The 23311-nt window shown below is 53.1% G+C and carries 25 protein-coding genes; 17 read left to right on the top strand and 8 right to left on the bottom strand.

The window, feature by feature from the left end; translation table 11 throughout:
- Positions 1-5: 5 nt before the first annotated feature.
- From arnT to fetB, 5 genes are read left to right on the top strand one after another with little or no spacing between them, the layout of a single operon-like run.
- Positions 6-1667, top strand: a complete 1662-nt coding sequence (gene arnT / locus LJN55_RS05950) for a lipid IV(A) 4-amino-4-deoxy-L-arabinosyltransferase (RefSeq protein ID WP_227535852.1) — start codon at positions 6-8, stop codon at positions 1665-1667.
- A complete protein-coding gene (gene arnE / locus LJN55_RS05955; protein ID WP_227535853.1) occupies positions 1664-1987 on the top strand; it encodes a 4-amino-4-deoxy-L-arabinose-phosphoundecaprenol flippase subunit ArnE in 324 nt (107 codons plus the stop codon). Before arnT ends, arnE begins: the two co-directional genes overlap by 4 nt.
- Positions 1987-2373, top strand: a complete 387-nt coding sequence (gene arnF / locus LJN55_RS05960; RefSeq protein WP_227535854.1) for a 4-amino-4-deoxy-L-arabinose-phosphoundecaprenol flippase subunit ArnF — start codon at positions 1987-1989, stop codon at positions 2371-2373. Before arnE ends, arnF begins: the two co-directional genes overlap by 1 nt.
- A gap of 40 nt (positions 2374-2413) precedes the next feature.
- Positions 2414-3079 carry an iron efflux ABC transporter ATP-binding subunit FetA gene (fetA, locus tag LJN55_RS05965; RefSeq protein ID WP_227535855.1) on the top strand — a complete coding sequence of 222 codons (666 nt, stop codon included), beginning with the start codon at positions 2414-2416 and terminating at the stop codon, positions 3077-3079.
- Positions 3066-3824 carry an iron efflux ABC transporter permease subunit FetB gene (fetB, locus tag LJN55_RS05970; protein ID WP_227535856.1) on the top strand — a complete coding sequence of 253 codons (759 nt, stop codon included), beginning with the start codon at positions 3066-3068 and terminating at the stop codon, positions 3822-3824. The genes fetA and fetB overlap by 14 nt, the downstream gene beginning before the upstream one ends.
- 113 nt (positions 3825-3937) lie before the next feature.
- On the opposite strand, the gene LJN55_RS05975 is transcribed toward fetB, so the two are convergent.
- The 5 genes from LJN55_RS05975 to LJN55_RS05995 all read right to left on the bottom strand — a co-directional run bounded on the left by LJN55_RS05975 (position 3938) and on the right by LJN55_RS05995 (position 8985).
- Positions 3938-5281, bottom strand: a complete 1344-nt coding sequence (locus tag LJN55_RS05975; protein WP_407647784.1) for a carbohydrate porin — start codon at positions 5279-5281, stop codon at positions 3938-3940.
- A gap of 296 nt (positions 5282-5577) precedes the next feature.
- On the bottom strand, positions 5578-5931 hold the full coding sequence (locus LJN55_RS05980) for a carbohydrate porin (RefSeq protein WP_227535857.1): 354 nt from the start codon (positions 5929-5931) through the stop codon (positions 5578-5580).
- A 160-nt stretch (positions 5932-6091) separates the two neighbouring features.
- Positions 6092-6346, bottom strand: coding sequence for a CsbD family protein (locus tag LJN55_RS05985; RefSeq protein WP_133845634.1), 255 nt, complete (start codon positions 6344-6346; stop codon positions 6092-6094).
- A gap of 205 nt (positions 6347-6551) precedes the next feature.
- Positions 6552-7559 (bottom strand): cytochrome d ubiquinol oxidase subunit II, encoded by a 1008-nt coding sequence (gene cydB / locus LJN55_RS05990; RefSeq protein WP_133845632.1) that lies wholly within the window; start codon positions 7557-7559, stop codon positions 6552-6554.
- Between the two features lies 1 nt (position 7560).
- The gene (locus LJN55_RS05995) at positions 7561-8985 is read right to left on the bottom strand and encodes a cytochrome ubiquinol oxidase subunit I (protein WP_133845630.1); all 1425 of its coding nucleotides are present in this window, start codon (positions 8983-8985) and stop codon (positions 7561-7563) included.
- Between the two features lie 754 nt (positions 8986-9739).
- On the opposite strand from LJN55_RS05995, the gene LJN55_RS06000 reads away from it, so the two are divergent.
- Entirely contained in the window at positions 9740-10363 is a 624-nt protein-coding gene (locus LJN55_RS06000; RefSeq protein WP_197931286.1) for a LysE family translocator, read from the top strand.
- Positions 10364-10388: 25 nt separating this feature from the next.
- Here LJN55_RS06000 and LJN55_RS06005 read toward each other — a convergent pair whose 3' ends face one another.
- The gene (locus LJN55_RS06005; RefSeq protein ID WP_227535858.1) at positions 10389-11477 is read right to left on the bottom strand and encodes a malate/lactate/ureidoglycolate dehydrogenase; all 1089 of its coding nucleotides are present in this window, start codon (positions 11475-11477) and stop codon (positions 10389-10391) included.
- A gap of 239 nt (positions 11478-11716) precedes the next feature.
- Here LJN55_RS06005 and LJN55_RS06010 point away from each other — a divergent pair, with 239 nt between their 5' ends.
- Positions 11717-12826, top strand: a complete 1110-nt coding sequence (locus LJN55_RS06010; RefSeq protein WP_227535859.1) for a hypothetical protein — start codon at positions 11717-11719, stop codon at positions 12824-12826.
- Positions 12827-13049: 223 nt separating this feature from the next.
- Here the strand turns inward: LJN55_RS06010 and LJN55_RS06015 are convergent, their stop codons facing one another.
- Together LJN55_RS06015 and ygbI are read right to left on the bottom strand one after the other, a co-directional pair.
- Positions 13050-13295: a hypothetical protein gene (locus tag LJN55_RS06015; RefSeq protein ID WP_133845626.1), complete on the bottom strand. Its 246-nt coding sequence runs from the start codon at positions 13293-13295 to the stop codon at positions 13050-13052.
- Between the two features lie 175 nt (positions 13296-13470).
- A complete protein-coding gene (gene ygbI / locus LJN55_RS06020) occupies positions 13471-14232 on the bottom strand; it encodes a DNA-binding transcriptional repressor YgbI (protein ID WP_167864164.1) in 762 nt (253 codons plus the stop codon).
- 314 nt (positions 14233-14546) lie between these two features.
- Between ygbI and ltnD the strand changes: the two genes are divergently transcribed.
- The 10 genes from ltnD (at position 14547) to LJN55_RS06065 (ending at position 23227) form a co-directional block, all read left to right on the top strand.
- Positions 14547-15461 (top strand): L-threonate dehydrogenase, encoded by a 915-nt coding sequence (ltnD, locus tag LJN55_RS06025; RefSeq protein ID WP_133845624.1) that lies wholly within the window; start codon positions 14547-14549, stop codon positions 15459-15461.
- Positions 15461-16723 (top strand): 3-oxo-tetronate kinase, encoded by a 1263-nt coding sequence (gene otnK / locus LJN55_RS06030; protein ID WP_320443517.1) that lies wholly within the window; start codon positions 15461-15463, stop codon positions 16721-16723. Before ltnD ends, otnK begins: the two co-directional genes overlap by 1 nt.
- Entirely contained in the window at positions 16720-17343 is a 624-nt protein-coding gene (gene otnC / locus LJN55_RS06035; protein WP_227535860.1) for a 3-oxo-tetronate 4-phosphate decarboxylase, read from the top strand. The genes otnK and otnC overlap by 4 nt, the downstream gene beginning before the upstream one ends.
- A 2-nt stretch (positions 17344-17345) precedes the next feature.
- Positions 17346-18122: an HPr family phosphocarrier protein gene (locus LJN55_RS06040; protein WP_133845618.1), complete on the top strand. Its 777-nt coding sequence runs from the start codon at positions 17346-17348 to the stop codon at positions 18120-18122.
- A gap of 146 nt (positions 18123-18268) precedes the next feature.
- Positions 18269-19624 carry a GntP family transporter gene (locus LJN55_RS06045; protein ID WP_133845616.1) on the top strand — a complete coding sequence of 452 codons (1356 nt, stop codon included), beginning with the start codon at positions 18269-18271 and terminating at the stop codon, positions 19622-19624.
- A gap of 97 nt (positions 19625-19721) precedes the next feature.
- Complete coding sequence (locus tag LJN55_RS24115; RefSeq protein ID WP_017346848.1) at positions 19722-19805, top strand: small membrane protein YohP; 84 nt, start codon at positions 19722-19724, stop codon at positions 19803-19805.
- Between the two features lie 836 nt (positions 19806-20641).
- Entirely contained in the window at positions 20642-21211 is a 570-nt protein-coding gene (pagP, locus tag LJN55_RS06050; RefSeq protein ID WP_133845614.1) for a lipid IV(A) palmitoyltransferase PagP, read from the top strand.
- 150 nt (positions 21212-21361) lie between these two features.
- On the top strand, positions 21362-21571 hold the full coding sequence (cspE, locus tag LJN55_RS06055; RefSeq protein WP_004156612.1) for a transcription antiterminator/RNA stability regulator CspE: 210 nt from the start codon (positions 21362-21364) through the stop codon (positions 21569-21571).
- Between the two features lie 401 nt (positions 21572-21972).
- Positions 21973-22398, top strand: coding sequence for a GNAT family N-acetyltransferase (locus LJN55_RS06060; protein ID WP_133845612.1), 426 nt, complete (start codon positions 21973-21975; stop codon positions 22396-22398).
- A 25-nt stretch (positions 22399-22423) separates the two neighbouring features.
- Complete coding sequence (locus tag LJN55_RS06065) at positions 22424-23227, top strand: deaminated glutathione amidase (protein ID WP_227536354.1); 804 nt, start codon at positions 22424-22426, stop codon at positions 23225-23227.
- The last annotated feature ends 84 nt before the right edge of the window (positions 23228-23311 follow it).

Consider the following 23311-nt stretch of genomic DNA (forward strand, 5'->3'; position numbering starts at 1 on the left):
TGTGGATGAAATACACCCGTTATGCATTATTACTGCCCCTGTTGTATGCACTCTATTACCTGCTCCCTCTTGAGTTCCGGGCGCTGTGGCAGCCGGATGAAGTTCGCTATGCGGAGATCAGCCGTGAAATGCTGGTCAGCGGAAACTGGGTGGTGCCGCACTTTCTTGACCTGCGCTATTTTGAGAAGCCGATAGCCGGGTACTGGATCAATAATCTCAGTCAGTGGATCTTTGGCGGCAACAACTTCGCCGTGCGTTTTGGCTCAGTGCTTTCTGTGTCACTCAGTGCATTGCTGATTTACTGGCTGGCATTCTGTCTGTGGCGTAAGCGTGCGACGGCGCTGTTGTCTGCGGTGATCTTCCTCACCTGCATGTTGGTCTATTGCATCGGGACTTATGCGGTGCTGGACCCGATGATCACGCTATGGCTGACGGCATCGATGTGCAGCTTCTGGCTGGTCGGGCAAGGGGGAAGCCGGCGGCAGAAAACAGCGGGTTGGTTACTGCTGGGGCTTGCCTGTGGTATGGGTTTTATGACCAAAGGCTTTCTGGCGCTGGCGGTGCCGGTGGTGGCGATTGTGCCGTGGATGATCTGGCAGCGCCGTGTGAAAGAGCTGATGTTATGCGGACCGCTGGCCTTACTCAGTGCGGCGCTGATCTCGGCCCCCTGGGCCATCAGCATTGCCCGACAGGAACCGGACTTTTGGCATTATTTCTTCTGGGTGGAGCATATCCAGCGCTTTGCTGAGAATGATGCTCAACACAAAGCGCCGTTCTGGTATTACATTCCGGTAATGATTGTCGGGGCACTGCCGTGGCTTGGGCTACTGCCGGGCGCGCTGCATCGGGCCTGGCGGGAACGGCAGCGGGCTGCTGATTCAGCCTATTTACTCGGTTGGGTGGTGATGCCGCTGCTGTTTTTCAGTGTGGCGAAAGGCAAACTGCCGACCTATATCCTGCCGTGTTTTGCGCCGCTGGCGATGCTGCTGGCCCATCATGCGATGGCACTCTCCGCAGTGGGGCGGCGCGGGCTGAAAGCCAACGGCGTGATCAATCTGGTGGTGGGGCTCGTGCTGCTGCTGGCGATGGTGTTGGTCGTGGCACCCTGGGGCCTGCTCAGGCAACCGGTGTATGCCCGCCATGAGCTGATTAAAGTAGTGCTGGGAGGGATGGCATTTCTCTTTTGGGCACTGGTGGGCGCGGCCAGTCTGGTGGGGGGCGCGAAGCACTGGCGGCTGGCGGCGCTGTGTCCGTTGGGGTTGGCTCTGGTGGTGGGTGCCGCGATCCCCGATAAGGTGATGAACTCCAAACAGCCGCAGCCGTTTATTGCCAATGTGAGCCGGGATTTGCAGCAGAGCCGCTTTGTGCTGTCGAACAATATTGGTATGGCCTCGGCACTGGCCTGGGAACTGAAGCGCAGCGACATTTTATTATTAGAACAACCGGGTGAGCTGGCCTACGGTTTGAGCTATGCCGATGGTGCCGATCGTCTTATCTCTACTGCGGATTTTCCACAGTGGCTGAGCGCGCATCGGCGTGAAGGTAATGTGTCGTTGATGATGAAGTTAACCTCTGAGGACAACAAGGTGGATGAGCGTATCCCGGCACCTGACCGTCTCTATCAGCAAGGGCGGATGCTGTTGTATCTCTATCGGCAGCAGCCGTGAATATGTTGCTGATTGTCCTGGCCAGCCTGCTGAGCTGTGGCGGGCAGTTGTGCCAGAAGCAGGCGACGGTGCGTGAGGGGCGCCGTCATTTTCTGGTGTGGCTGACGGCAAGCCTATTGCTGCTGGGGATGGCGCTGCTGGTGTGGCTGCGTGTGTTGCAGACTGTGCCGGTAGGGGTAGCTTACCCCATGCTGAGTCTTAACTTTATTTTTGTGACCTTAGCCGCGCGCTGGCTGTGGCACGAAGCGATTTCATGGCGTCACGGGCTGGGCATTGTGCTGATTGTGGCTGGCGTGGCGGTGATGGGGAGCTATACCTGATGGGCCTGCTCTATGCTTTTTGCAGCGTGCTGCTGATCAGTGCCGCGCAGTTAATGATGAAGTGGGCGATGGTACAGCTCCCCGCTATCGATCAGCTCGCGCTGTTCAGCGCGGCGCTGCTCAGCCTCTCCTTACCCACGCTGGTGCTGTCGGGCGGGCTACTGGCCTACGCTTTGTCGATGATGTGCTGGTTGCTGGCCCTACAGCGCCTGCCCCTGAGCCGGGTTTACCCGCTGTTGAGTCTGAGTTATCTGCTGGTGTGGACGGCGGCACTGTGGTTGCCAGGGATGAATGAAGTCTTTCTCTGGGGCAAGCTGGTGGGCGCGGTACTGATCCTCGCCGGGTTGTTACTGATATTCTGGCCGGGGAAAAAGGCCCACAGATAATGCTATCATCGCGCGATTCATTACACAGAGTCTGTTAAACATGATCCCTTCACTTCCCCTCCTGCAGGTCAGGGAGGTCTCGTTTGTGCGTCAGGGTAAAACGCTGTTGTCGCCCGTTTCCTTTGAGCTTCATAAGGGGGAATTCCTCTGGCTAACGGGGCCATCCGGGGCGGGTAAAAGTACCCTGCTAAAAATTATTGCCTCCCTGCTTGATGCGTCCGGCGGTGAAGTGAGCTTGAAAGGTCAGCCGATTATTGAGTTGAAACCCGAACAGTATCGCCAGCGGGTATCCTACGTGTTTCAGACCCCCCAGCTGTTTGGCTGTACGGTGTATGACAATCTCTCTCTGCCCTATGAGATCCGCCAGCAGCCCGTAGATCGCCAGCATCTCGGCGATGAGCTGGAGCGATTGGGGCTGCCACCCGCGATGCTGGATACCTCAATTGATCAACTCTCCGGCGGAGAAAAACAGCGCGTGGCGCTGCTGCGCAATGTACAGTTTCCCCCGGATATCCTGCTGCTGGATGAAATCAGTAGCGCGCTGGATGACGCGAATAAACGGAGGGTGACACAGTTGATCGACCAGCAGGTCGCGCAAGGAAGTGCGGCGATCTGGATCAGTCACGACAGCGTAGAAACAGATGATGGCAGACGGCGGCTCCGGCTGTCGCCTGCAGCAACGGAGGGCCAGTATGAACCAGCATAATATTACCAATGAATCACTGGCGCTGGCCTTAATGCTGGTGGTGATTGCACTGCTGGTCAGCGGCAAGGAGCGGCTGGGGCTGGAAAAAGACATCATCTGGAGCGTGGCGCGCGCCATTGTGCAGTTGGTGATTGTTGGCTATGTGCTCAAATACATTTTCGATATTAACAATCAGTGGCTGACTGTGTTGATGGTGCTGTTTATCTGCGTGAATGCCGCGTTGAATGCCAAAAAGCGCAGTCGCGCCATCGACAGAGGTTTTCTGATTTCGTTTATTGCTATCACCTCCGGTACGACGTTGACGCTGACCATTTTGCTGCTCAGTGGCGCGATTGAATTTATGCCCATGCAGGTGATCCCTATCTCGGGAATGATTGCCGGTAATGCGATGGTGGCGGTCGGGTTGTGTTTCAGTAACCTGAATCAGCGGTTTAGTGATAATCGCCAGAAGATCGAGGAGATGCTGAGTCTGGGAGCCAGTGCAAAGCGGGCATCGACGTCTATCGTGCGCGACAGCATACGCGCAGCCATGATCCCTACGGTCGATGCAGCAAAAACGGTCGGTCTGGTGAGTTTACCGGGCATGATGTCCGGCCTTATTTTTGCCGGTATTGATCCGGTAAAAGCCATTAAGTATCAGATTATGGTGACCTTTATGTTGCTCGGCACCGCCAGCCTGTCGACCATCATTGCGGGTTATCTGGCGGCCCGCCGTTTTTATACAGCACGCGTGCAGTTGAAATAATCGTTGGGCCCCGTCGTGGCCGACCATGTGTTCCGGTCAGCCAGTGAAGGCGGCCAGGCCGACCGAAATAGAAGGTCGGCCATAACGCTTCTATGCTGGCAGAGTCGCTGACATCAGAAATTCACATTGGCGCTCAGGCCACCAATAAATGCGTCTTTAACCCCGGAGACCGCGCCGGGAGAGGCGACATATTGCAGATTAGGGCGCAGGTTCAGCCAGTTAGTGGCGTGGACGTTGTAGTAAACTTCGTAGTTCCACTCGGAGCCGTGCTGAACAGGCAGATACATCGGGCTGTTATTATTGTACTCGCCGTTGTATTGATTGGTTTCGCGCTGCATTTTTCCGTAGTCACTGTTGACGTGAATACGCGCGACCCCGACACCGATCTCATCCTGCGCACGGGCCGCAAAAGGTCCTTTCCAGGTGAGGGATACTGCCTGGTAATTATCCGTTTTCGAGGTTTTGTGATCGTTCATCACCGCCTGTACGGTTAAGCCCAGGCCCCGGTTGACATCACCGTCGGTAGCGGTTAACTGCTGTTGCAGCAGCACATACCCACCATACGCCTTCGCCTGACTGTCGTAGCCGCCATTGTGGTAGCTGGCGTATTTATCCCCGTTAACCGAGGAGTAGTAGCCACCGATACGGTAGTTTCCCGGCAGTTTGTTGGGGCCCAGCAGGGGTGTCCAGCCAAATTCAAAGGGGACCAGGTTACCCAGACTCGGGCTGCCGTCGAGGTAGAAGCCGTTACCACGGTCGTAGTTATTACGATTCTGGTTATAAAAGCCCACCTGGAAGAATATGTCGTCCGGCAGGTTCAGTTTCACGCGGCCGCCCCATTGTGAGACCGGCCAGTTAAACCAGCGGTCGCCGCGCCAGTTGCCTGGCTGACCGCTGCCAAAGGCCAGGTTCTGGAATTTGCTGTCGAATGCATCAAAGTCTTCACCCGTGGTCACACGACCGGCTTTGATTTCAACCCGATGGTCAAAGAAACCTTTGTTAACCCAGAACTGGGTCAGACGCCAGGTCTGGCCACGCCCCCAGACTTCTTCTACTGAAGACAAGCCACCGGTACGCGGATCGTTGATATGCTGGGTCAGGTCGCGCCCGTTCCGGCTGGTCATTGTGAACTGGAACTGTGTGTCATCCCAGTTGAGGAGTTTTTCCAGATCGAGGGTGGTGCCGAAGGCCCACTGATCGGTATAACGGGCAGTGGTGGAGGTGTTATACCCTCCGGCAAGATTACTGGCAGACTCCATGGTGTAATTGACCTGGAAATCGACACCTTCTTTTTTTAACTCACTACGGTAGCCACCCCAGTCGCCAAATAAGTAATCAGAATCTATGCCAAGAGGAGCCATATCGGCATTTGCCATCGTGGAGGCCAGCATCAGAGCGCTGCCGCACAGGATAAGGGTTGGGGTAAGTGTTCGTTGGAATACGCAATTATTTTTCATCTGTTATCGCCTTTTTATTATCAATCTGTGCACATCCGGTAGCGTTCTCCTTCATGAGAATGCTGTACAGATTGTTTGAGGTAGAATGCTTTATCACTCCCGGGCGCACTTATTAAATGGCCGGGCGGCTATAACACCATGTAAGGGAATTAACAGGAGTGTATTTTTGTGCTGAAATTAATTAATGGCATTATCTATTTGTATGAAATTAATAACATGGATAAATAAATATTTCCACAAGGGGATTCAGTGAAAAATACCCCTTTATTTCCCTGCCTAAACGGGTATCTCCAGCGTCAGAAGTTAATACCTGCGCTCAGTCCCCCCACAAACAGGTGTGAATTATCGCTCACTGAGCCTGGTTTCGTGGTTTGTTGCAGGTTTGGCCGCAGAATAACGTGAGGCGTTAAGCGGTAGTTGTAATAAAGGTTGTAATTAAATCCATCGCCACGCATAAGCGGCTGCGGTTTATCATTCCGGTATTCTTCGGGAATGGTGGCCGTTTTTTCATCAGGCGTAATAATGTTGGCAGGCGCTGAGCGGTAATGAGGAAACTGATGTGATTGAGCCGCCAGAATTCCAGGCGTAATGAACAGGGCGGCTATGCTGGCGGCATACAGGACTCTTTTCAGACGTGATATTCTTTCCATGATCTCACCTCGTACTGTGATTAACTTTCAGGGTTTTTTATTGACCCGATCAGTACATCACAACTTGCCTTCGCTGTTTCAATGTTTAATGCGAAGGAGGGCATCCCTGTTATTCAGCGAAAAAAAACGCCCACGAGGGGCGTTCAGAGTGAGATCACGTTTAGCGGCGGCCAAAAATCTTGGCGGCCAGGAAGCCTACCCCGGCGGCAATCGCCAGTGAAACCAGGGGGGAATCCTGGGTTTTGCTTTTCACGCAGTCCAGCGCATCATCCACGGCGTAAGAGGCTTTTGCTGCCTGCTGACGTACTTTTCCTCTGAATTCATGCTCCGGCGAGTCCACGGCTTTACCAAACTCTTCCTGCCCTTTGCCGACGGCTTCTTGCGCTTTATCGTTCGCTTTATCAAACAGACTCATTGTGCCTCCTTTTGATGGCATGATTTCCTGAAACGACTTTAAGCGTAGTTCATCTGTCGCGCTTTGCCGGAGCACTTATGTGTAAAAATATGAATGAAGGTGCCAGATACTGACAAAAAAGAGGGCAGATCAACGATCTGCCCTCTTTTGTCGGGAGCGTTAAGCTCCCGTGCTGCCAGTGATATTCTGCATAAGACTCAGGGTATCAATGGTAGCCTTCGTCCGGCTTGATCTTGCCGCGGAACACATAGTAGCTCCAGAAGGTATAGACCAGAATCACCGGAATAATCAGCAGACCACCGACTAACATAAAGCCCTGACTCTGCGGCGGGGAGGCGGCATCCCAGATGGTGATGGAAGGGGGAATGATATACGGCCAGATACTGATACCCAGTCCGGTAAAGCCCAGGAATACCAGCGCCAGGGTCAGCAGGAATGGCGTGTAGTGCGCGTGGCGTTGCAGTGCGCGCCACAGTGCCCAGGATGCCGCCATAACCAGTAAAGGAACCGGTAAAAACCAGAACAGGTTAGGCAGGGTGAACCAGCGTTGCATAATGCTGGTATGTGCCAGCGGTGTCCAGATGCTGACGATGGCCATCACGACCAGCAGGCCGATCAGCAGCGGTTTGGTCAGCGCCGTCATTTTCCTGTGCAGTTCATTCTCGGTCTTCATGATAAGCCATGTGCTACCCAGCAGGGCATAGGCCAGAACCAGACCAACACCGCAGAACAGCGTAAACGGCGTCAACCATGCCAGTGCCGGACCGCTGTACGTACGGTTGGTCACTTCAAAGCCGTTGATAAACGCGCCCAACACCACACCCTGACTGAAGGTTGCCACATAAGAACCGCCGATAAACGCTTTATCCCAGAACGGACGGTGTTCTTCCGTTGCTTTAAAACGGAACTCAAACGCCACGCCACGGAAAATAAGACCGATCAGCATGATGGTGAGCGGGGCCGCCAGGGCGCTGGTGATCACCGCGTAGGCCAGCGGGAAAGCACCGAACAGTGCAGCCCCCCCGAGGATCAGCCAGGTTTCGTTGCCATCCCATACCGGGGCAACGGTGTTAACCATCATATCGCGCTCAATCGGATCTTTATTGAACGGGAACAGGATACCGATACCCAGATCGAAACCATCCATGATGATATACATCAGGGTGGCGAAGATGATGATAGTAAACCAGATAATTGAGAGATCGATGCCCACCTTACTTCTCCTCCTGCGGCGAATGTAATTTTTCCTGCACCGCAGACAGCGGGCGAGACGGAGTATGTGATGTGCCTGGGCCGCCTTCTGGCGTATGGTCACCTTCACCGGCCTGCGGGCCTTTCTTAATCAGGTTCGCCAGATAGCTGTAGCCGACGCCAAAGACGGCGCAGTACACCAGCAGGAACGCGATCAGGCTGATGCTCATTTGCAGCGTGCTGTGCAGCGATACGGCATCACGCGTGCGCAGCAGGCCATAAATAACCCACGGCTGACGGCCAATTTCGGTGGTAATCCAACCCGCCACCAGAGCAATCAGACCGGAAGGCCCCATCAACAGGACAAACCACAGGAAAGGACGAGAAGTATACAGGCGCTGACCGCGACGCATCCACAGGCTGACAACACCCAGCAAAATCATCAGCATACCCAGCGCAACCATCACGCGAAACGACCAGAACACCACGGTGGAGTTAGGACGATCTTCTTTCGGGAAGCTTTTCAGTGCCGGTACCTGTTTATCCAGGCTGTGGGTCAGGATCAGGCTACCGAGGTAAGGAATCTCCAGCGCGTACTTGGTACGCTCTTCTTTCATATCCGGGATGCCGAACAGGATCAGCGGGGTCGCTTCTCCCGGAGGATTCTCCCAGTGACCTTCAATCGCCGCGATTTTTGCAGGCTGATGTTCCAGCGTATTCAGGCCGTGGGCATCGCCAATCATTGCCTGAATCGGCGAGACGATCAGTGCCATCCACAGAGACATCGACAGCATTTTACGCACCGCTGGCGTATCGTTTTTACGCAGCAGATGCCATGCGGCAGAGGCACCCACAAAGAAGGCAGTCACCAGGAAAGCGGCGACGGACATATGCAGCAGGCGATAAGGGAAGGACGGGTTGAAGATAATTTTGAACCAGTCCACCGGTATCACAATGCCGTTTTCCAGCGCGTAACCTTGCGGCGTCTGCATCCAGCTATTGGAGGCCAGGATCCAGAAGGTGGAGATAATCGTGCCCAGCGCGACCATACAGGTCGCGAAGAAGTGCAGGCCACGGCTGACACGGTTCCAGCCAAACAGCATCACCCCGAGGAAGCCAGCTTCAAGGAAGAATGCGGTAAGCACTTCGTAGGTCAGGAGCGGGCCGGTAATACTGCCTGCAAACTGCGAAAATCCTGCCCAGTTGGTCCCAAACTGATAGGCCATCACCAGACCCGATACCACCCCCATACCGAAGTTAACGGCAAAGATTTTTGACCAAAAATGATAAAGGTCGCGATAGACCTCATTTTTGCTTTTCAGCCACAGACCTTCGAGCACGGCGAGAAAACTGGCCAGGCCAATGGTGATGGCGGGAAAGAGAATGTGGAAGGCTACGGTGAAACCAAACTGTATCCTCGCCAGATGGAACGCATCTAATCCGAACATTGCTTACCTCGATCTAACATGAACAACTGCCTTTTATTTTTTTACCCACGGTTAACAAATAGGTGACATATAGCAAAAAAGAAAATGTGTCAGCCGGGGGACTTCTCATCGGAGATTTGATCCTAAGACCAAAGCAGGTGAAGAAGTAGCAACAGTAATAGTGAACTGGCCTATAACAGTAACGATTATTACGAGTAATTGTTTCGTCAACAGGTTAAATCAACGGAAGATAATGTTAATGCAGGATAGAAGAATGATGCTCATATGTGAAAATGCTGTATCTTTCTGTCGTAAAAGCATTTTTTTCGTTGGTGTGTCGGCGGGGTTCGTCAGGTGACTATCGTTATTCTGCGTTGAAAATCTCTGGTGAGGCGTACATCCAATATAGCTAACAGGGCTATAAAAAAGGATGTTTACGCATCATTATTATAATAACCCTATAGTTTTTCATGACTTATGAATAATATGTAGATTTAATGTTATTATTTGGTTCTATTAATTTTAAATGACCTTTTCCCACTATTTGGATTGGCTTATCAATCCCTCTGCGTGACCAATCGTCTCTCTCCTCCCTGTAAATGTTAAGGGTGTAATACACATAAATATGTAAATTGAATTATTTAGTTACAAATTTCTGGCGTTTTTATCGCCGATCGTTGCGGCGAATCAAGAAATCGTCTGAATAATGATGCTTGTGGTGAGTGGGTGCAGTGCGTGCTATAACCAAAAAAACGTTGTCAGCCTCGGGAGTCAAATGGATACCTTTATGATGTTGTTACCCGTATATGTTGCCTATCTGCTGGGCACGGCCAGCCCTGGCCCGAGCAATATGGCGATTATGGGTGTCGCGATGCGCCAGGGGCGCCGTCCGGCATTGATGCTGGCGGCGGGTGTGATCACGGGGTCACTGTGCTGGGCGCTGCTGGTTGCGACCGGTTTATCCACGCTGCTGCTGGCTTACGCTCAGGCTATTGTGGTGATCAAAGTGGTGGGGGGCTTCTATTTGCTTTTGCTGGCGTGGAAAGCGGCACGGAGTGCTGCCCGTCGTGGGGAAGACAGCGTTGTACCGCTGGCGGCAGGGGGGGCAGCCGCTTCCCTCTACCGCCGTGGTTTGCTGCTGCATCTGGGAAATCCAAAGGCGATTCTGGTGTGGACGGCGATAATGTCATTGGGGATTCACCCGGATGCGGCCCCTTCCGTACTGCCGTTGATTGTCGGTGGTTGTGCGTTACTGGGGATAATGGTGTTCAGCAGCTACGCGCTGTTGTTCTCCACCCCGGCGATGAGCCGGGGGTATCAGAAATGCCGCCGCAGTATTGAAGGCATTTTCGCGCTGTTTTTCACGGCGGCGGGCGTGAAGCTGCTGTTTTCACGTTAACCGTACGCCGGGCCTCCGGCGTGCCTTATGCCTGAGGCTGATAACCGGCCAGTTCACTGTCCGGCATTCCGGCATCACGCGCCGCCTGACAAATCTGCTGCCAGCTATTGCCATCAATCGGAATACCGTGCAGGCGGCGTTCGGCGCGCTGTGCTTCCTCCCACTCACCCGGGATCAGGATTGCATTGTCACCCGCCTGCGGTGAGGCTTTCGTCCAGGCAATAAAGGCTTCCGCTTCCTGCTGCATGTCCGGTGCGTCAAATGCTGCCGGGTCAAGTACTACGGTGGTCATGCAGTTAAAGATAGCGTCACTGGTATTTTTCAGTGACTGTGGGTGGGTCGTTTGGCCACCGGAAAGCGCCCCGCCGAGGATTTCGCACATCACCGCCAGCGCATAGCCTTTATGCAGGCCAAAGGCCAGAAGGGAACCAAATGGCGCTTCATGCATCACCGCAGGGTCAATGTCCGGCTTCCCTTGATGATCGATCAGATAGCCAGGCGGGACGTTGACACCTTTATTCCAGGCAACGCGGGTTTTACCGTAAGCAATGCCGCTGGTGGCGAAATCAAGCAGCAGCGGTGGCTGGCCGGGGCGCGGGAAGATGGCGCAAAATGGGTTGGTCCCGAAGCGGCGGTCACTGCCGTTAAACGGCGCAACCATCGGATCGCCAACAACGTTGACGAAATGAAAGGAGATAAAACCGGCGCGTGCGCACTGCTCCGCCCAGTGACCAATGCGCCCAATATGGTGCGAGTTCCGCAATGCGATGGCACACATTCCCAGCTTCTGGGTACGTGCAATCGCCAGATCCATCGCTTCAGCGGCCATCACCTGGCCAAAGCCCTGGCCGCCGTCGACGGTGAGCACCGCCCCGGCGTCTTTAGCGATCCTGAGCTGCTGGTTCTGCTGCAGATGACCCTGGGATTTTGAGAGCATATAACTTGGGATCATCCCAACGCCGTGAGAATCATGCCCGGCAAGATTCGCTGCCACCAAATGCTCGGCGACGCGTTGCGCTTCCTGCTTGCTGCTGCCTGCGTGCTGCCACAGACTCTGCACCATCTGCTGTAAAATGGTGTGATTAATGTAAATGTCACCCTGAATCTGGTTCATTTTTTTTCCTTAAAATAATGAAGGTTACTGCTTATTTTTAAACGAATAATTGGTTTTTGTCCGTTTAATTTTTCTGCACGCCAGGCTTCTTTTTCGATGAATATCGCGACATCCCTGTTCGATATATTGCTAATTTCATCTGTTGCTAAGTATACTATTGCATTGATATGTATTGACTTTTTTAACTAAAGCCAAATTTTCTTTGCTCGGACAGACGCCGCCTGGGGTAAAACAGCCGTATGGAAAGTGAACACACAGAACCCACCAGCACTAACAGTATTCCTTTACTGGATCTGTCTGCGATTTCGCGCGAGATGCTGCTGCTGGGTAAACGGCTGGCAGATACCAAATATAAGATTGATATGCTGGGGAAAGTCGGCTGGGGTGAGCTGACGGCTAACCTGCACGGTCTGGAAGCTAGCGGCGAATGGAATGGCCCGGACGATGCGCTGACTTTTTTCAGTAAGATTTTTCCCTTTGCGATCCTGCCTTCAGAAACTGAGCCGATGGGGATCTATCAGGTGCCGACCGAGCGGGTGATTGGCCGAAGCTGGCGCTGGTGGCCCGACCACCTTAGCGGTAACAGCGAAGAGAAATTGCGTGAGCATCTGAACGGCCCCAATGCTGCCGAGAGTACCTCTTACTATTTTATTTCCGCACTGGCTGTGCTGTTGGCGGTGCAGGGACAGAGCAGGGTGAATTATTGCCGACAACGGCATATTCCGCTTATTACGGCGCGGGTAACGTATCTTTCCTACCCCCCCGCCGACCGTTTCAAGCTCTACCATGTTAGCCGTGGCAACACCCGGCAGAGCTGGATAGTGCTGAATGATCGCTATTTACAGGCGATTCAGTGGCCGCGTATTACGCTGCCGGCACTGAGCAGTTATGGAGTGCATAGCGCCGTCTGGCCTCAGACGTTTCCCTCCACGGAACGAATTTTCGACGAGTTACATCATCCTCAACCCGCCGAGGATTTTGTCGCACCCTGCGTGGATTTACAGGCGCTGCAACAGAAAATAGAAGTGGAAGAACAGGAAGCGTTGCTGGCGGCTAAGCCGGTGAAAATGGCGCTGAGCGATATGGATATCGTGAATCTCTGGCCGGTGACGATGACCCTGACGTTCTTTTTCCTGCTCTCACTGGTGGCAGCAGGCGTGACGGCGGGCGGGGGTTGGTTAGGTCTGATTAGTCTGGTGATCTGCGGGATGTCCGGCGCGCTGCTGCTGCTGCTCGCTGCACCTGTTTTCCTTGTGCGACAGAGTTTACGCAGCCGCAACAAAAAGGAGAGGGAAGAGTCGGCCACTTCTGTGCCAAAAGAGAACCCGGCATCCCCGCCAGCCGTATAAAAAAAGCCCACGTAAAGTGGGCAACTAAAGCTATTCATCTGACTTTGCCATAATAATTACGGCAATAAATCATCGCACTAATCCCACAATAAAAATAAGTGATTATACAGATCGATCTTTAGTGATCGATCGGAAAAACCGATTGATAGTCAAAATGTGAAGCAGGCGATACAAAGATAGAGAGAAATCGCACAATGCGCTTCTAAGTGGCGTCAATAACAGCCTAATGCGGTTGTTCAAATCCTGCTTTAACCATCTGTTCGCGCAGGGCACTGGTGATCACCCGGTTGCCCCCCGTGACCGGAAAGATCACGTTATTGATCACATCATCCAGATAGTGCTCATTAAATTCATGTGCGGTCAGCTGACCACCACCTTCATCGTTGATCGCTATCGATCCTTTAATATGATCGCCCGCATTCTTCGCGGTCAAACTGTAACGACCCATGCTGGTATTTATCGTGCTCATAAGATCTCCTTGTAACATTTTCAGGGGGAAAGGGTAGCAAGTGAGTCCATAAAATGACCTGAATAAGTCTAGCCAGGCTGCGCGCGATCCTCTAAGTCCTGAGCGTAAAGAAATGAAATATCGTGAGCGCGGTCGCTAAATTTTCTGCATGTTGCAGGGCATTATCTGTCCGTCGTTAACCCGCGAGGGTGACGTCAAGTTCAAGCGTAGCCAGTTCCTGACGTGCGGCGGCAGGCAGGTGTGGGTCAGTGATGATGCTGTCAAACTGTGTCAGTGGCAGAGCAAGAAAGGTGGCAATTTTGTTGTACTTTGAGCTATCGGCCAGCAGTACTCGCTTGCGGCTGACTTCACTGACGGCGCGTTTAACGGCGATTTTTTCTTCATCCGGGGTAAAGGTGCCACGCATTCCCCAGCATGAGGCGGAGATAAATGCGATGTCTACGGACAGGCCACGCAGCGCCTGAGCAGCAGCATCCCCTACGCAGGAGCGGTTGTCGCGGCACAGTGTACCGCCAGTGTGGATCATCCGGCACTGGCTGGTGTCGATCAGGAAATTGGCAATCACAAAATCGTTGGTGATGATCAGCAGGTCGTCACGGATGCCCAATTCGCGTGCCAGGGCCAGCGTGGTGGTGCCGGCATCCAGGTAGATACAGCTGTTACGCGGAATATGGCGGGCGGCGGCGGCACCAATGGTCTGTTTTTCAAGGCTGAACATACTGGTTTTATCCAGATGCGTCGGCTCGCTGGAGAGGCGTTCTGTGGAACGGACACCGCCTGACACCAGTAACACGGCTCCCTGTTCTTCCAGCTTTTGCAGATCGCGGCGAATGGTCATGTGCGATACGGCCAGACGTTCAGTCAGTTCAGCAATACTCACGACTCCCCGCTCCTGTACCAGCGTTAATATTTGTTGATGTCGTTCTACCGGGATCATCATTATTCCTGTTGAGAGGGGAGTTGGCTTGACCAGAGTGTAAAGGAGCGTACCCGGCGTCTGCACCACAATTTTTATCAATTTATCACGGAAAGAAGACGTTTTCCTTCCCATATATCGATGGTTTTGTTTTTATCTTTATGAATTTAAATGAGTATTTTTATATCACGGTTATCGTGCTGCGGTGTTAATTCTTGTTATTCCTTCCTTTTTTACGGTTAATTGTTGTGATGCACGTCACCAAAAGTGCCGATAAAAGCGCCTATACTTCACATATCAAAACAAATAATCACCAAAATTAACACGGAGTGCGTATGTCTAAGGCAACATCAATGTCGGTTTGTGTCGTCGGCCTCGGTTCTATGGGGATGGGAGCTGCGCAGTCCTGTATCAAAGCGGGCCTGAAAACCTGGGGCGTGGATCTTAACCCACAGGCTCTGCAAACACTGCGCGACAGCGGTGCGCAGGCGGCGGAGAACTCGGCCAATGACTTTGCAGCCCAGCTTGATGCGGTGCTGCTGCTGGTGGTGAATGCCGCCCAGGTGAAACAGATTTTGTTTGCGGAGCACGGACTGGCGTCACGCTTAACACCCGGCACCGTGGTGATGGTTTCTTCGACGATCTCTGCGCAGGATGCACAGGCGATTGAACAGCAGCTGGCCGCACACCAGTTAATTATGCTCGATGCACCGGTATCCGGTGGGGCAGCGAAAGCGGCAACCGGTGAAATGACCGTGATGGCCTCCGGTAGTGATGAGGCATTTGATCGGTTACAGCCCGTGCTGGACGCGGTAGCGGGAAAAGTGTATCGCATTGGCAGCGAGATTGGTCTTGGTTCGACAGTGAAGATCATTCACCAGTTGCTCGCCGGTGTTCATATTGCCGCAGGCGCAGAAGCGATGGCACTGGCCGCCCGCGCCGGTATTCCACTGGATACCATGTATGACGTGGTGACCAACGCCGCGGGCAACTCCTGGATGTTTGAAAACCGTATGCGTCATGTGGTTGACGGCGATTATTCACCGAAATCGGCGGTCGATATTTTTGTTAAAGATCTCGGCCTGGTTGCTGACACGGCGAAAGCGCTGCATTTCCCACTGCCGCTGGCGTCCACGGCATTCAATATGTTTACCTCCGCCAGTAACGCGGGCTTTGGCCGCGAAGATGACAGCGCAGTGATTAAGATTTTCAGCGGCATTACGCTGCCCGTAAAACAGGAGCAGAAATAATGCGTCTGGGGGTGATTGCGGATGATTTTACCGGGGCGACGGATATTGCCAGTTTCCTGGTACAGAACGGCATGTCTACCGTGCAGGTCAATGGCGTGCCAGCAGGGCCACTGTCGTCGCAGGCTGATGCCATTGTTGTCAGTCTGAAGTCGCGCTCCTGTGCAGCGGAGAAAGCGGTGGCTGATTCGTTACAGGCGCTGGCCTGGTTACAGCAGCAGGGGTGCGAACGTTTTTATTTTAAATACTGCTCCACTTTTGACAGTACCGCACAGGGGAATATTGGCCCGGTCACCGATGCGCTGCTGGCGGCACTGGGTGAGTCACAAACCATTATCTCTCCGTCACTGCCGGTGAATGGTCGCACGGTGTATCAGGGGCATCTTTTTGTCATGGATCAGCTGCTGTCAGATTCCGGTATGCGTCATCACCCTGTAACGCCGATGACCGACAGCAATCTGTTAAGGCTGATGGAAGCGCAGGCCAGCGGTAAGGCGGGATTGATTAACAGTCAGACGCTGGATCAGGGCGCCGATGCAGTGCGTCAGGCGCTGGAGGAACTGGCACAGCAGGGCGTGCAGTATGTAGTGCTGGATGCGCTGAATGAGCAGCATCTGCTGACCCAGGGAGAAGCGCTGCGCGATCGCCGCCTGGTGACGGGCGGCTCAGGGCTGGCAATCGGCCTGGCGCGCCAGTGGGCCAGTGCCGGGCACGATAGTGCGCGTGCTCAGGCCGCGGGTGCGCCGCAGGGCCAGCGCGCAGTGGTGCTGTCTGGTTCCTGCTCGACCATGACCAACCGCCAGGTGGCGCGTTATCGCCAGCAGGCTGCAGCCGCGGCGATTGATGTGGAATGTGCGCTGCATGAGCGCGACCGTTACGCCAGCGAACTGTGCGACTGGGTGGTGCAGCACGAATCGGATGCACTGGCCCCGTTGTTGTTCGCGACCTCAGACCCGGAAACCCTGCAACGTATTCAGCAGCAGTATGGCGCCGCGCACAGCAGTGAAGCCGTTGAGCAGTTGTTTGCCGCTGTGGTGCGTGAGCTGCAACAGCGTGGCTGGCAGCGTTTTATCGTGGCAGGAGGGGAAACCTCCGGCGTAGTAGCGCAGACGTTAGGCATTGATGCATTTCATATCGGCCCGGTGATTTCGCCAGGCGTGCCCTGGGTGCGCGCCCTCGGGCAGCCCGTTTCGCTGGCGCTGAAATCCGGTAATTTCGGTGATGAAAACTTTTTTGCCCGCGCACAAACGGAGTTCGTAGTATGACTGAACAACAAGCACGTGAAGAGATGGTCCGGCTGGGCGCTTCGTTTTTCCAGCGTGGCTATGCCACGGGCTCAGCCGGGAATCTGTCTATGCGACTGGAAGATGGTACGTTGCTGGCGACGCCCACCGGCTCCTGCCTGGGTGAGCTGGTCGCAGAAAGGCTATCGAAAGTGACCCCGAAAGGAGAGTGGATTGGCGGTGATAAACCGTCGAAAGAGATCAGCTTTCATCGCGCTATTTATCTGAATAATCCGGCATGTGGGGCGATTGTTCACCTGCACTGCCTGTATCTTACTGCGCTCTCCTGCCTGGAAGGGCTGGACACGAAAAACTGTATTCGCCCATTCACGCCGTATGTGGTGATGCGCGTGGGCGATGTCCCCGTGGTGCCTTATTATCGCCCGGGCGATGAGCGCCTGGGAGAGGACCTGGCGAAACTGGCCCCGCACTACAAGGCGTTTCTGCTGGCGAATCATGGTCCGGTGGTGGTGGGGAAAACCCTGCGTGAAGCCGCTGATAATACCGAAGAACTGGAAGAGACTGCCCGACTGATCTTTACGCTGGGCGACCGCCCGATTCGTTATCTTAATGATGACGAAGTGGCTGAATTACGGAGCTGAACATGCCTAAATTTGCTGCCAATCTGTCCACCCTGTTTAACGAACTGCCATTTTTGGCGCGTTTTGATGCCGCAGCTGAAGCTGGTTTTCATGGGGTAGAGTTTCTTTTTCCCTATGATTACGACGCCGATACGTTAAAGCAGGCGTTAACCCGCAATCATCTGGAACTGGTGCTGTTCAATACGGCGCCCGGTAATACAGCGGCGGGTGAGTGGGGTGTTTCTGCAATCCCCGGCCGTGAAGTGGATGCCCGCAAAGATATCGATCGGGCGCTGGAGTATGCGCTGGCGCTGAACTGCCGCCAGGTTCATATCATGGCGTCAGTGGTGCCGGAAGGGGCTGACCGTGAGGCTTACTGCCGCACTTTCATCGATAACGTGCGCTATGCCGCAGAGCGCTTTGCTCCGCATGGCGTGCGTGTTTTGCTGGAAGCGTTGAATCCAAAGACGAAACCCAATTATCTCTATTCCAGCCAGTATCAGGTGCTGGATATCATCAAACGTATCGACCGCCCAGGCGTGTTCAGCCAGCTCGATCTGTTCCATGCGCAGTTGGTAGATGGCAACCTGAGCCATCTGATTACTGACTATATCGGGCAGTATCAGCATATCCAGATTGCTTCCGCACCGGATCGTCATGAACCGGACGAGGGTGAAATTAACTATCCGTGGCTGTTCGATCTGCTCGATCGTAGCGGATATAGCGGCTGGATTGGCTGCGAGTATTTCCCGCGCACCACCACGCTGGAAGGACTGGGCTGGTTTAACGCCTTTAAATAACAGGACCTGTTGTGATGAACGCTGCGTGTTCTGGCGCGCAGCGCTGGCTTTTTGCTGCCTGAATCAGGCGGTAAAGCCGGGGAAAATGAAATAAAACGGTGCTGTAGAGCACTGCGTAAAAAATAAAACCCTACGAGGCTGCAAAGATGTCTACTGCCCTGTTATTAACCATTGCTGTTGCCAGCGTGCTGATCCTGCTGCTGCTGGTGATTAAAGCCAAAGTTCATCCGTTTGTTGCTCTGCTGGTCGTCAGCCTGTTAGTGGCGATCTCGACCGGTATACCTGCCGATAACATTATGAAGGTGATTGTTTCCGGTATGGGCGGGCTGCTCGGCTCGATTACCATTATTATCGTGCTGGGCGCCATGCTGGGTGCGATCATTGAATCGTCCGGCGGAGCGGAGTCGCTGGCACAGCGCTTTACCCATACGCTGGGAGTCAAACGCACCGTCGCTGCACTGACTATGGCGGCGTTTATCCTCGGGATTCCAGTCTTCTTCGAAGTCGGGTTCATTATTGTTATCCCGCTGATTTACGGTTTCACCAAAGTGGCGCGTGTCTCTCCGCTAAAATATGGTTTGCCGATGGCGGGCGTGATGTTAACCGTGCACGTCGCATTGCCTACTCATCCGGGGGCGGCGGCAGCGGCGGGGTTGTTAGGGTCTGATATGGGCTGGTTGATGTTGCTGGGTATCGCGGTATCGATTCCGGTCGGTGTGGTGGGTTATTTTGTCGCGAAAGTGATGAACCGCCGTCAGTATCATTTATCGCTGGACGTCCTGGAGCAGCTTCAACTGGCGAAACCGGAAAGTAGCCCGCGTCAGAATCAGGAATTGCCACCGGGTGCCTGGATGATTTCATCGCTCATTGTGGTGCCGATTGTCCTGATTGTGGTGGGTACACTGGCACATAGCGTGCTGCCGGAAGGCAACAGCCTGCGCCAGTTCCTGACGCTGGTGGGGACGCCGGCCATTGCATTACTGATCGCACTGGCGCTTTCTGCCTGGTTGCTCGGTCTGCGCCGTGGCTGGAGCAAAGAAAAGCTCAGCGAATTGCTGGACCGCGCTATTCCGAGTTCAGCAGGGGTGATTCTGGTAGCAGGTGCAGGGGGCGCGTTTGGTAAGGTGTTGGTGGAATCAGGCGTCGGTAAAGCATTGGCACTGTCGCTGGAAACTATCCATCTGCCGTTGATTCCGGCTGCTTTTATTCTGTCGCTGGCACTGCGTGCCTCGCAGGGATCGGCGACCGTTGCCATTCTGACGACCAGTGGCCTGCTGACGCAGGCGGTCACCGGGTTAAGTGATACACAACTGGTGCTGGTCACCCTGTCTGCCTGCTTCGGTGGCCTGGGGCTGTCGCATGTGAATGATGCCGGATTCTGGGTGGTGACGCGTTATCTTGGCCTGTCGGTCGCCGACGGTCTGAGAACCTGGACCGTGCTGACAACGGCGATGGGATTGACCGGTTTTGCGCTGGTATGGATGCTGTCTCTGGTGCTGTAGTGTTTGTCTGATCGGTTTCACCACGCGAAGAATCAATCTTCTTCTATACTTAAGTCACTACGTTGTAGTGACTTTTTTTATGAGAAGAGGGCATGGAATGAAAATTATTCTCTGGATTATTGCGATCATCTTTATTGTCGGTCTGCTGACTATTACCGGTGTATTCAAGCTTATTTTCTAACGGTATGTGGATAAGCATTATTCCGTTTTAACACGGCGGTCAGCAGTTTGCTGGCCCCGTACTCAACGTCATTCCGTCAACATCAGCCGCGTAAGGGTTTATCCGTAAAGTAGCATACGGCATGCTTATCGCCTTTTTTCGCTGGCCATACTGAAACCGATTCCGCAGAACGGATGCAGACATCATGTGGATTCAGACGCTTATGACAGACTGCACAAGCAGCCCCGTGATATTCAGTACTATCATTACGCGTCGTGAATATAAATTTTGAACTTCCGCACCTGCCACACCTTAGCATTTTCACAACCTCTACTCTTCCTGAGTGCTATTCAATGAGAATTATCTTATCAAAAATTCCGAGGAGATCTATAAATAATATTCATTAATTAGCTTTGTGAATTAACGGCTAATAGTATGATTTTTGTAGTGTTTACGGTTTTTTTATCAGTTTTTTCGAATTATTGAGGATAAAAACAGTCATTTCATTCACTGTACAATGATTTTCATCAAGTAAACTTCACCGAATTTTTACTGATTGATTAGCGTTGTGAAGGTTTTTTTTCACTTTTTGGAAAGATTACTGCTGAAGTTTACGAGTTTTCCTGGTGTGATATTTTCTCAGCTGAATTATATTTTTTCTTACCTACACCGATGTTTTATAATGTGAAATAACGGGAATGCTCTTTTTACTGATGGGATATATTTCGGTGATTAATGGAGTGTTTAAGTGCTTTGTTTATAATTATTACCAGAACGGGTAATACATTTGGTCAGGGTTTCTGACTAACGTTGAGGATGTTGCATACAGCGATCATCCAGGGAGCAGTGAATTTATCGTGAACACAAAACCGGCCTTATTACTTTCAACCCTGCTCGGTGGGCTGACTCTGAGCAGCGCGCATGCGGCAACTCTCGGAGATGGGATTGCTGATACCTGGCATTCCTTCAGTGATAACGTTAGCCAGACATGGAATGAACCACAAACTGTCGATCTCTATGTCCCTGCTATTACCTGGCATAACCGCTGGACTTACGACAAAGAGAAAACGGACCGCTACAATGAACGTCCCTGGGGCGCGGGTGGCGGTGTTTCACGTTATGACGAAAAGGGTAACTGGAATGGCATCTATCTGATGGTGTTTAAGGACTCTTATAATAAGTGGGAACCGATTGGCGGTTATGGCTGGGAGAAAACCTGGCGACCGCTTAATGACCCTGACTTCCGCCTTGGCCTGGGGTATACCGCTGGGGTAACAATGCGTGATAACTGGAACTACATCCCGATCCCACTGGTGCTGCCGCTGGCCTCAGTCGGCTATGGGCCTGCAACTTTCCAGATGACTTACATTCCAGGAACTTACAATAACGGCAATGTTTTCTTCGCCTGGCTGCGCTGGCAGTTTTAATCTCCGGGGTTTGTCGTAAAAATGATGTCGGGTAAAAAAAGGCGATATTTATCACTTTTTCGTCCTCGGCTACTGGACAAAAGCCTTGGCAATTGCTGTACTAACCCCCGACACAGTTTAGTGTCCATTTTTCATGTAAAGGTAATATAGATGTCTAAGATCAAAGGTAGCGTTAAGTGGTTTAATGAGTCCAAAGGATTCGGTTTCATTACTCCTGAAGATGGTAGCAAAGACGTGTTCGTACACTTCTCTGCCATCCAGAGCAATGGTTTCAAAACTCTGGCTGAAGGTCAGCGCGTAGAGTTCGAAATCACCAACGGTGCCAAAGGCCCATCTGCTGCTAACGTTGCCGCTATTTAAGTTATCAGACAGAATTTTTAAAAACCCGCCAATGGCGGGTTTTTTTTCGCCTGCGATCCGGGGGCACAGTATGTCTCTACGTGTTGAAATACTGCATTAGCCAGGCAACAGTCGCAGTACAGGCCAGCAGCACGGCAAGATACTCATTTTTGTGGCGGGGAAGAAGGTTCATGGCGATCATCTCTGTTGGCTGAATGATGACCAGTGTGCCGTGCGATTATTAAGGAAACATTAAAATAGGGGGTTGCACGCCATAATTAAGGGGATCCTTACACGAATTAGCTTTTGTAACATTACCCTGTGATCTGGCTCCTTGCAGGGACTGCCTTGCTACAGCTATAAACATAGGCAGAAGTTTTCACCTGTTCACCCGGCTAGTTGGCATATTGCGGAGAATGACCATGAATATTCGTCTGGCTGAATCGAAAGATGCTTTTGCCCTCAGCGCATTGTTAACAGAACTGGGCTATGCGGATACCGCGCCTTTTATTGAACGCAGGCTGGCTCAACTGATGATCGACGAGACTGAACAACTTCTTATTGCCGAACAGGGAAATACGGTATTGGGGTTTCTGTCGTTGCATTTTATTCCACAGCTTGCGTTGGCAGGGGATTTTGCCCGTATCAGCTATTTCTGCATTGCCGAAGGTGAGCGCAGCAAAGGGGCCGGGCAGCAGCTGTTACAACATGCTGAGCAGTTGGCAATGGAGCGTGGCTGTGACCGGGTCGAGGTACACTGCCATGAGCGTCGTGAAAAGGCGAATGCGTTTTACGCGCGCGAGGGTTACCAGGAATCACCACGCTACCACATCAAAGATTTGACCTGACCGCCCCAGGAGCATAACGATGACGATGAAAGTGGCATTAGGACAGTTCGCGGTGAGCCGTGAGTGGCAAGATAACGCCGATATCTGCATCGGCTTAATGGCTCAGGCAGAGCAGCAGGGAGCAAGACTGCTGGTGCTGCCAGAAGGGGTGCTGGCGCGTGATATTACCGACCCGGACCTGGTGCTAAAAGCGGCGCAGCCGCTTGATGGCCCGTTCCTCAGCCAGGTCCTGGCCGCCAGTCGGGCGAATACGCTGACGACGATGATGACGGTGCACGTACCGACGGCGGATGGACGGGCGCTGAATGTGCTGGTGGCGATCCGTAACGGTGAGATTATTGCCCGTTACGACAAACTGCATCTGTATGACGCCTTTGCGATGCAGGAGTCGCGCAATGTCACGGCGGGCAATAATGTCCCTTCGCTGGTGGATGTGGACGGGTTGAAGGTCGGGTTGATGACCTGTTATGACGTCCGCTTCCCTGAGCTGGCACGTCGCCTGGTGCTGGACGGTGCTGACCTGTTGGTACTGCCTGCTGCCTGGGTGAAAGGGCCGCTGAAAGAGATGCACTGGGAGGTGCTGGTGACCGCCCGAGCGCTGGAGAATACCTGTTATGTGGTCGCGGTGGGTGAGTGCGGCCCGCGTAATATCGGCAATAGCCTGGTGGTTGACCCGCTCGGTGTGGCGATTGCCAAAGCCGCAGAAGGCCCTGCACTGGTGTTTGCCGAGGTCGACCCACAGCGTATTGCCGATGCACGCCGTGCATTGCCGGTATTAGAGAATCGTCGCTTTGCCCGCCCTGAACTTGATTGTGGGAAGACTCAGTAATGAAATAACACGCTATTGCGCTGATGCTGGGGACGTTAAATCTGGTCAGCCACGCTGCGCCAATACAGCGCATATTCTGTTACA

It is taken from the genome of Erwinia rhapontici (genome assembly GCF_020683125.1).
Taxonomy (GTDB): domain Bacteria; phylum Pseudomonadota; class Gammaproteobacteria; order Enterobacterales; family Enterobacteriaceae; genus Erwinia; species Erwinia rhapontici.

What these genes read in the sequence shown, in the direction of transcription:
- arnT (WP_227535852.1), top strand. Translation starts at nt 6, where the DNA reads ATGAAATACACCCGTTATGCATTATTACTGCCCCTGTTGTATGCACTC.
- arnF (WP_227535854.1), top strand. Translation starts at nt 1,987, where the DNA reads ATGGGCCTGCTCTATGCTTTTTGCAGCGTGCTGCTGATCAGTGCCGCG.
- fetA (WP_227535855.1), top strand. Translation starts at nt 2,414, where the DNA reads ATGATCCCTTCACTTCCCCTCCTGCAGGTCAGGGAGGTCTCGTTTGTG.
- fetB (WP_227535856.1), top strand. Translation starts at nt 3,066, where the DNA reads ATGAACCAGCATAATATTACCAATGAATCACTGGCGCTGGCCTTAATG.
- LJN55_RS05975 (WP_407647784.1), bottom strand. Translation starts at nt 5,281, where the DNA reads ATGAAAAATAATTGCGTATTCCAACGAACACTTACCCCAACCCTTATC.
- LJN55_RS05980 (WP_227535857.1), bottom strand. Translation starts at nt 5,931, where the DNA reads ATGGAAAGAATATCACGTCTGAAAAGAGTCCTGTATGCCGCCAGCATA.
- LJN55_RS05985 (WP_133845634.1), bottom strand. Translation starts at nt 6,346, where the DNA reads ATGAGTCTGTTTGATAAAGCGAACGATAAAGCGCAAGAAGCCGTCGGC.
- LJN55_RS05995 (WP_133845630.1), bottom strand. Translation starts at nt 8,985, where the DNA reads ATGTTCGGATTAGATGCGTTCCATCTGGCGAGGATACAGTTTGGTTTC.
- LJN55_RS06000 (WP_197931286.1), top strand. Translation starts at nt 9,740, where the DNA reads ATGGATACCTTTATGATGTTGTTACCCGTATATGTTGCCTATCTGCTG.
- LJN55_RS06005 (WP_227535858.1), bottom strand. Translation starts at nt 11,477, where the DNA reads ATGAACCAGATTCAGGGTGACATTTACATTAATCACACCATTTTACAG.
- LJN55_RS06010 (WP_227535859.1), top strand. Translation starts at nt 11,717, where the DNA reads ATGGAAAGTGAACACACAGAACCCACCAGCACTAACAGTATTCCTTTA.
- LJN55_RS06015 (WP_133845626.1), bottom strand. Translation starts at nt 13,295, where the DNA reads ATGAGCACGATAAATACCAGCATGGGTCGTTACAGTTTGACCGCGAAG.
- ygbI (WP_167864164.1), bottom strand. Translation starts at nt 14,232, where the DNA reads ATGATCCCGGTAGAACGACATCAACAAATATTAACGCTGGTACAGGAG.
- ltnD (WP_133845624.1), top strand. Translation starts at nt 14,547, where the DNA reads ATGTCTAAGGCAACATCAATGTCGGTTTGTGTCGTCGGCCTCGGTTCT.
- otnK (WP_320443517.1), top strand. Translation starts at nt 15,461, where the DNA reads ATGCGTCTGGGGGTGATTGCGGATGATTTTACCGGGGCGACGGATATT.
- otnC (WP_227535860.1), top strand. Translation starts at nt 16,720, where the DNA reads ATGACTGAACAACAAGCACGTGAAGAGATGGTCCGGCTGGGCGCTTCG.
- LJN55_RS06040 (WP_133845618.1), top strand. Translation starts at nt 17,346, where the DNA reads ATGCCTAAATTTGCTGCCAATCTGTCCACCCTGTTTAACGAACTGCCA.
- LJN55_RS06045 (WP_133845616.1), top strand. Translation starts at nt 18,269, where the DNA reads ATGTCTACTGCCCTGTTATTAACCATTGCTGTTGCCAGCGTGCTGATC.
- LJN55_RS24115 (WP_017346848.1), top strand. Translation starts at nt 19,722, where the DNA reads ATGAAAATTATTCTCTGGATTATTGCGATCATCTTTATTGTCGGTCTG.
- cspE (WP_004156612.1), top strand. Translation starts at nt 21,362, where the DNA reads ATGTCTAAGATCAAAGGTAGCGTTAAGTGGTTTAATGAGTCCAAAGGA.
- LJN55_RS06060 (WP_133845612.1), top strand. Translation starts at nt 21,973, where the DNA reads ATGAATATTCGTCTGGCTGAATCGAAAGATGCTTTTGCCCTCAGCGCA.
- LJN55_RS06065 (WP_227536354.1), top strand. Translation starts at nt 22,424, where the DNA reads ATGAAAGTGGCATTAGGACAGTTCGCGGTGAGCCGTGAGTGGCAAGAT.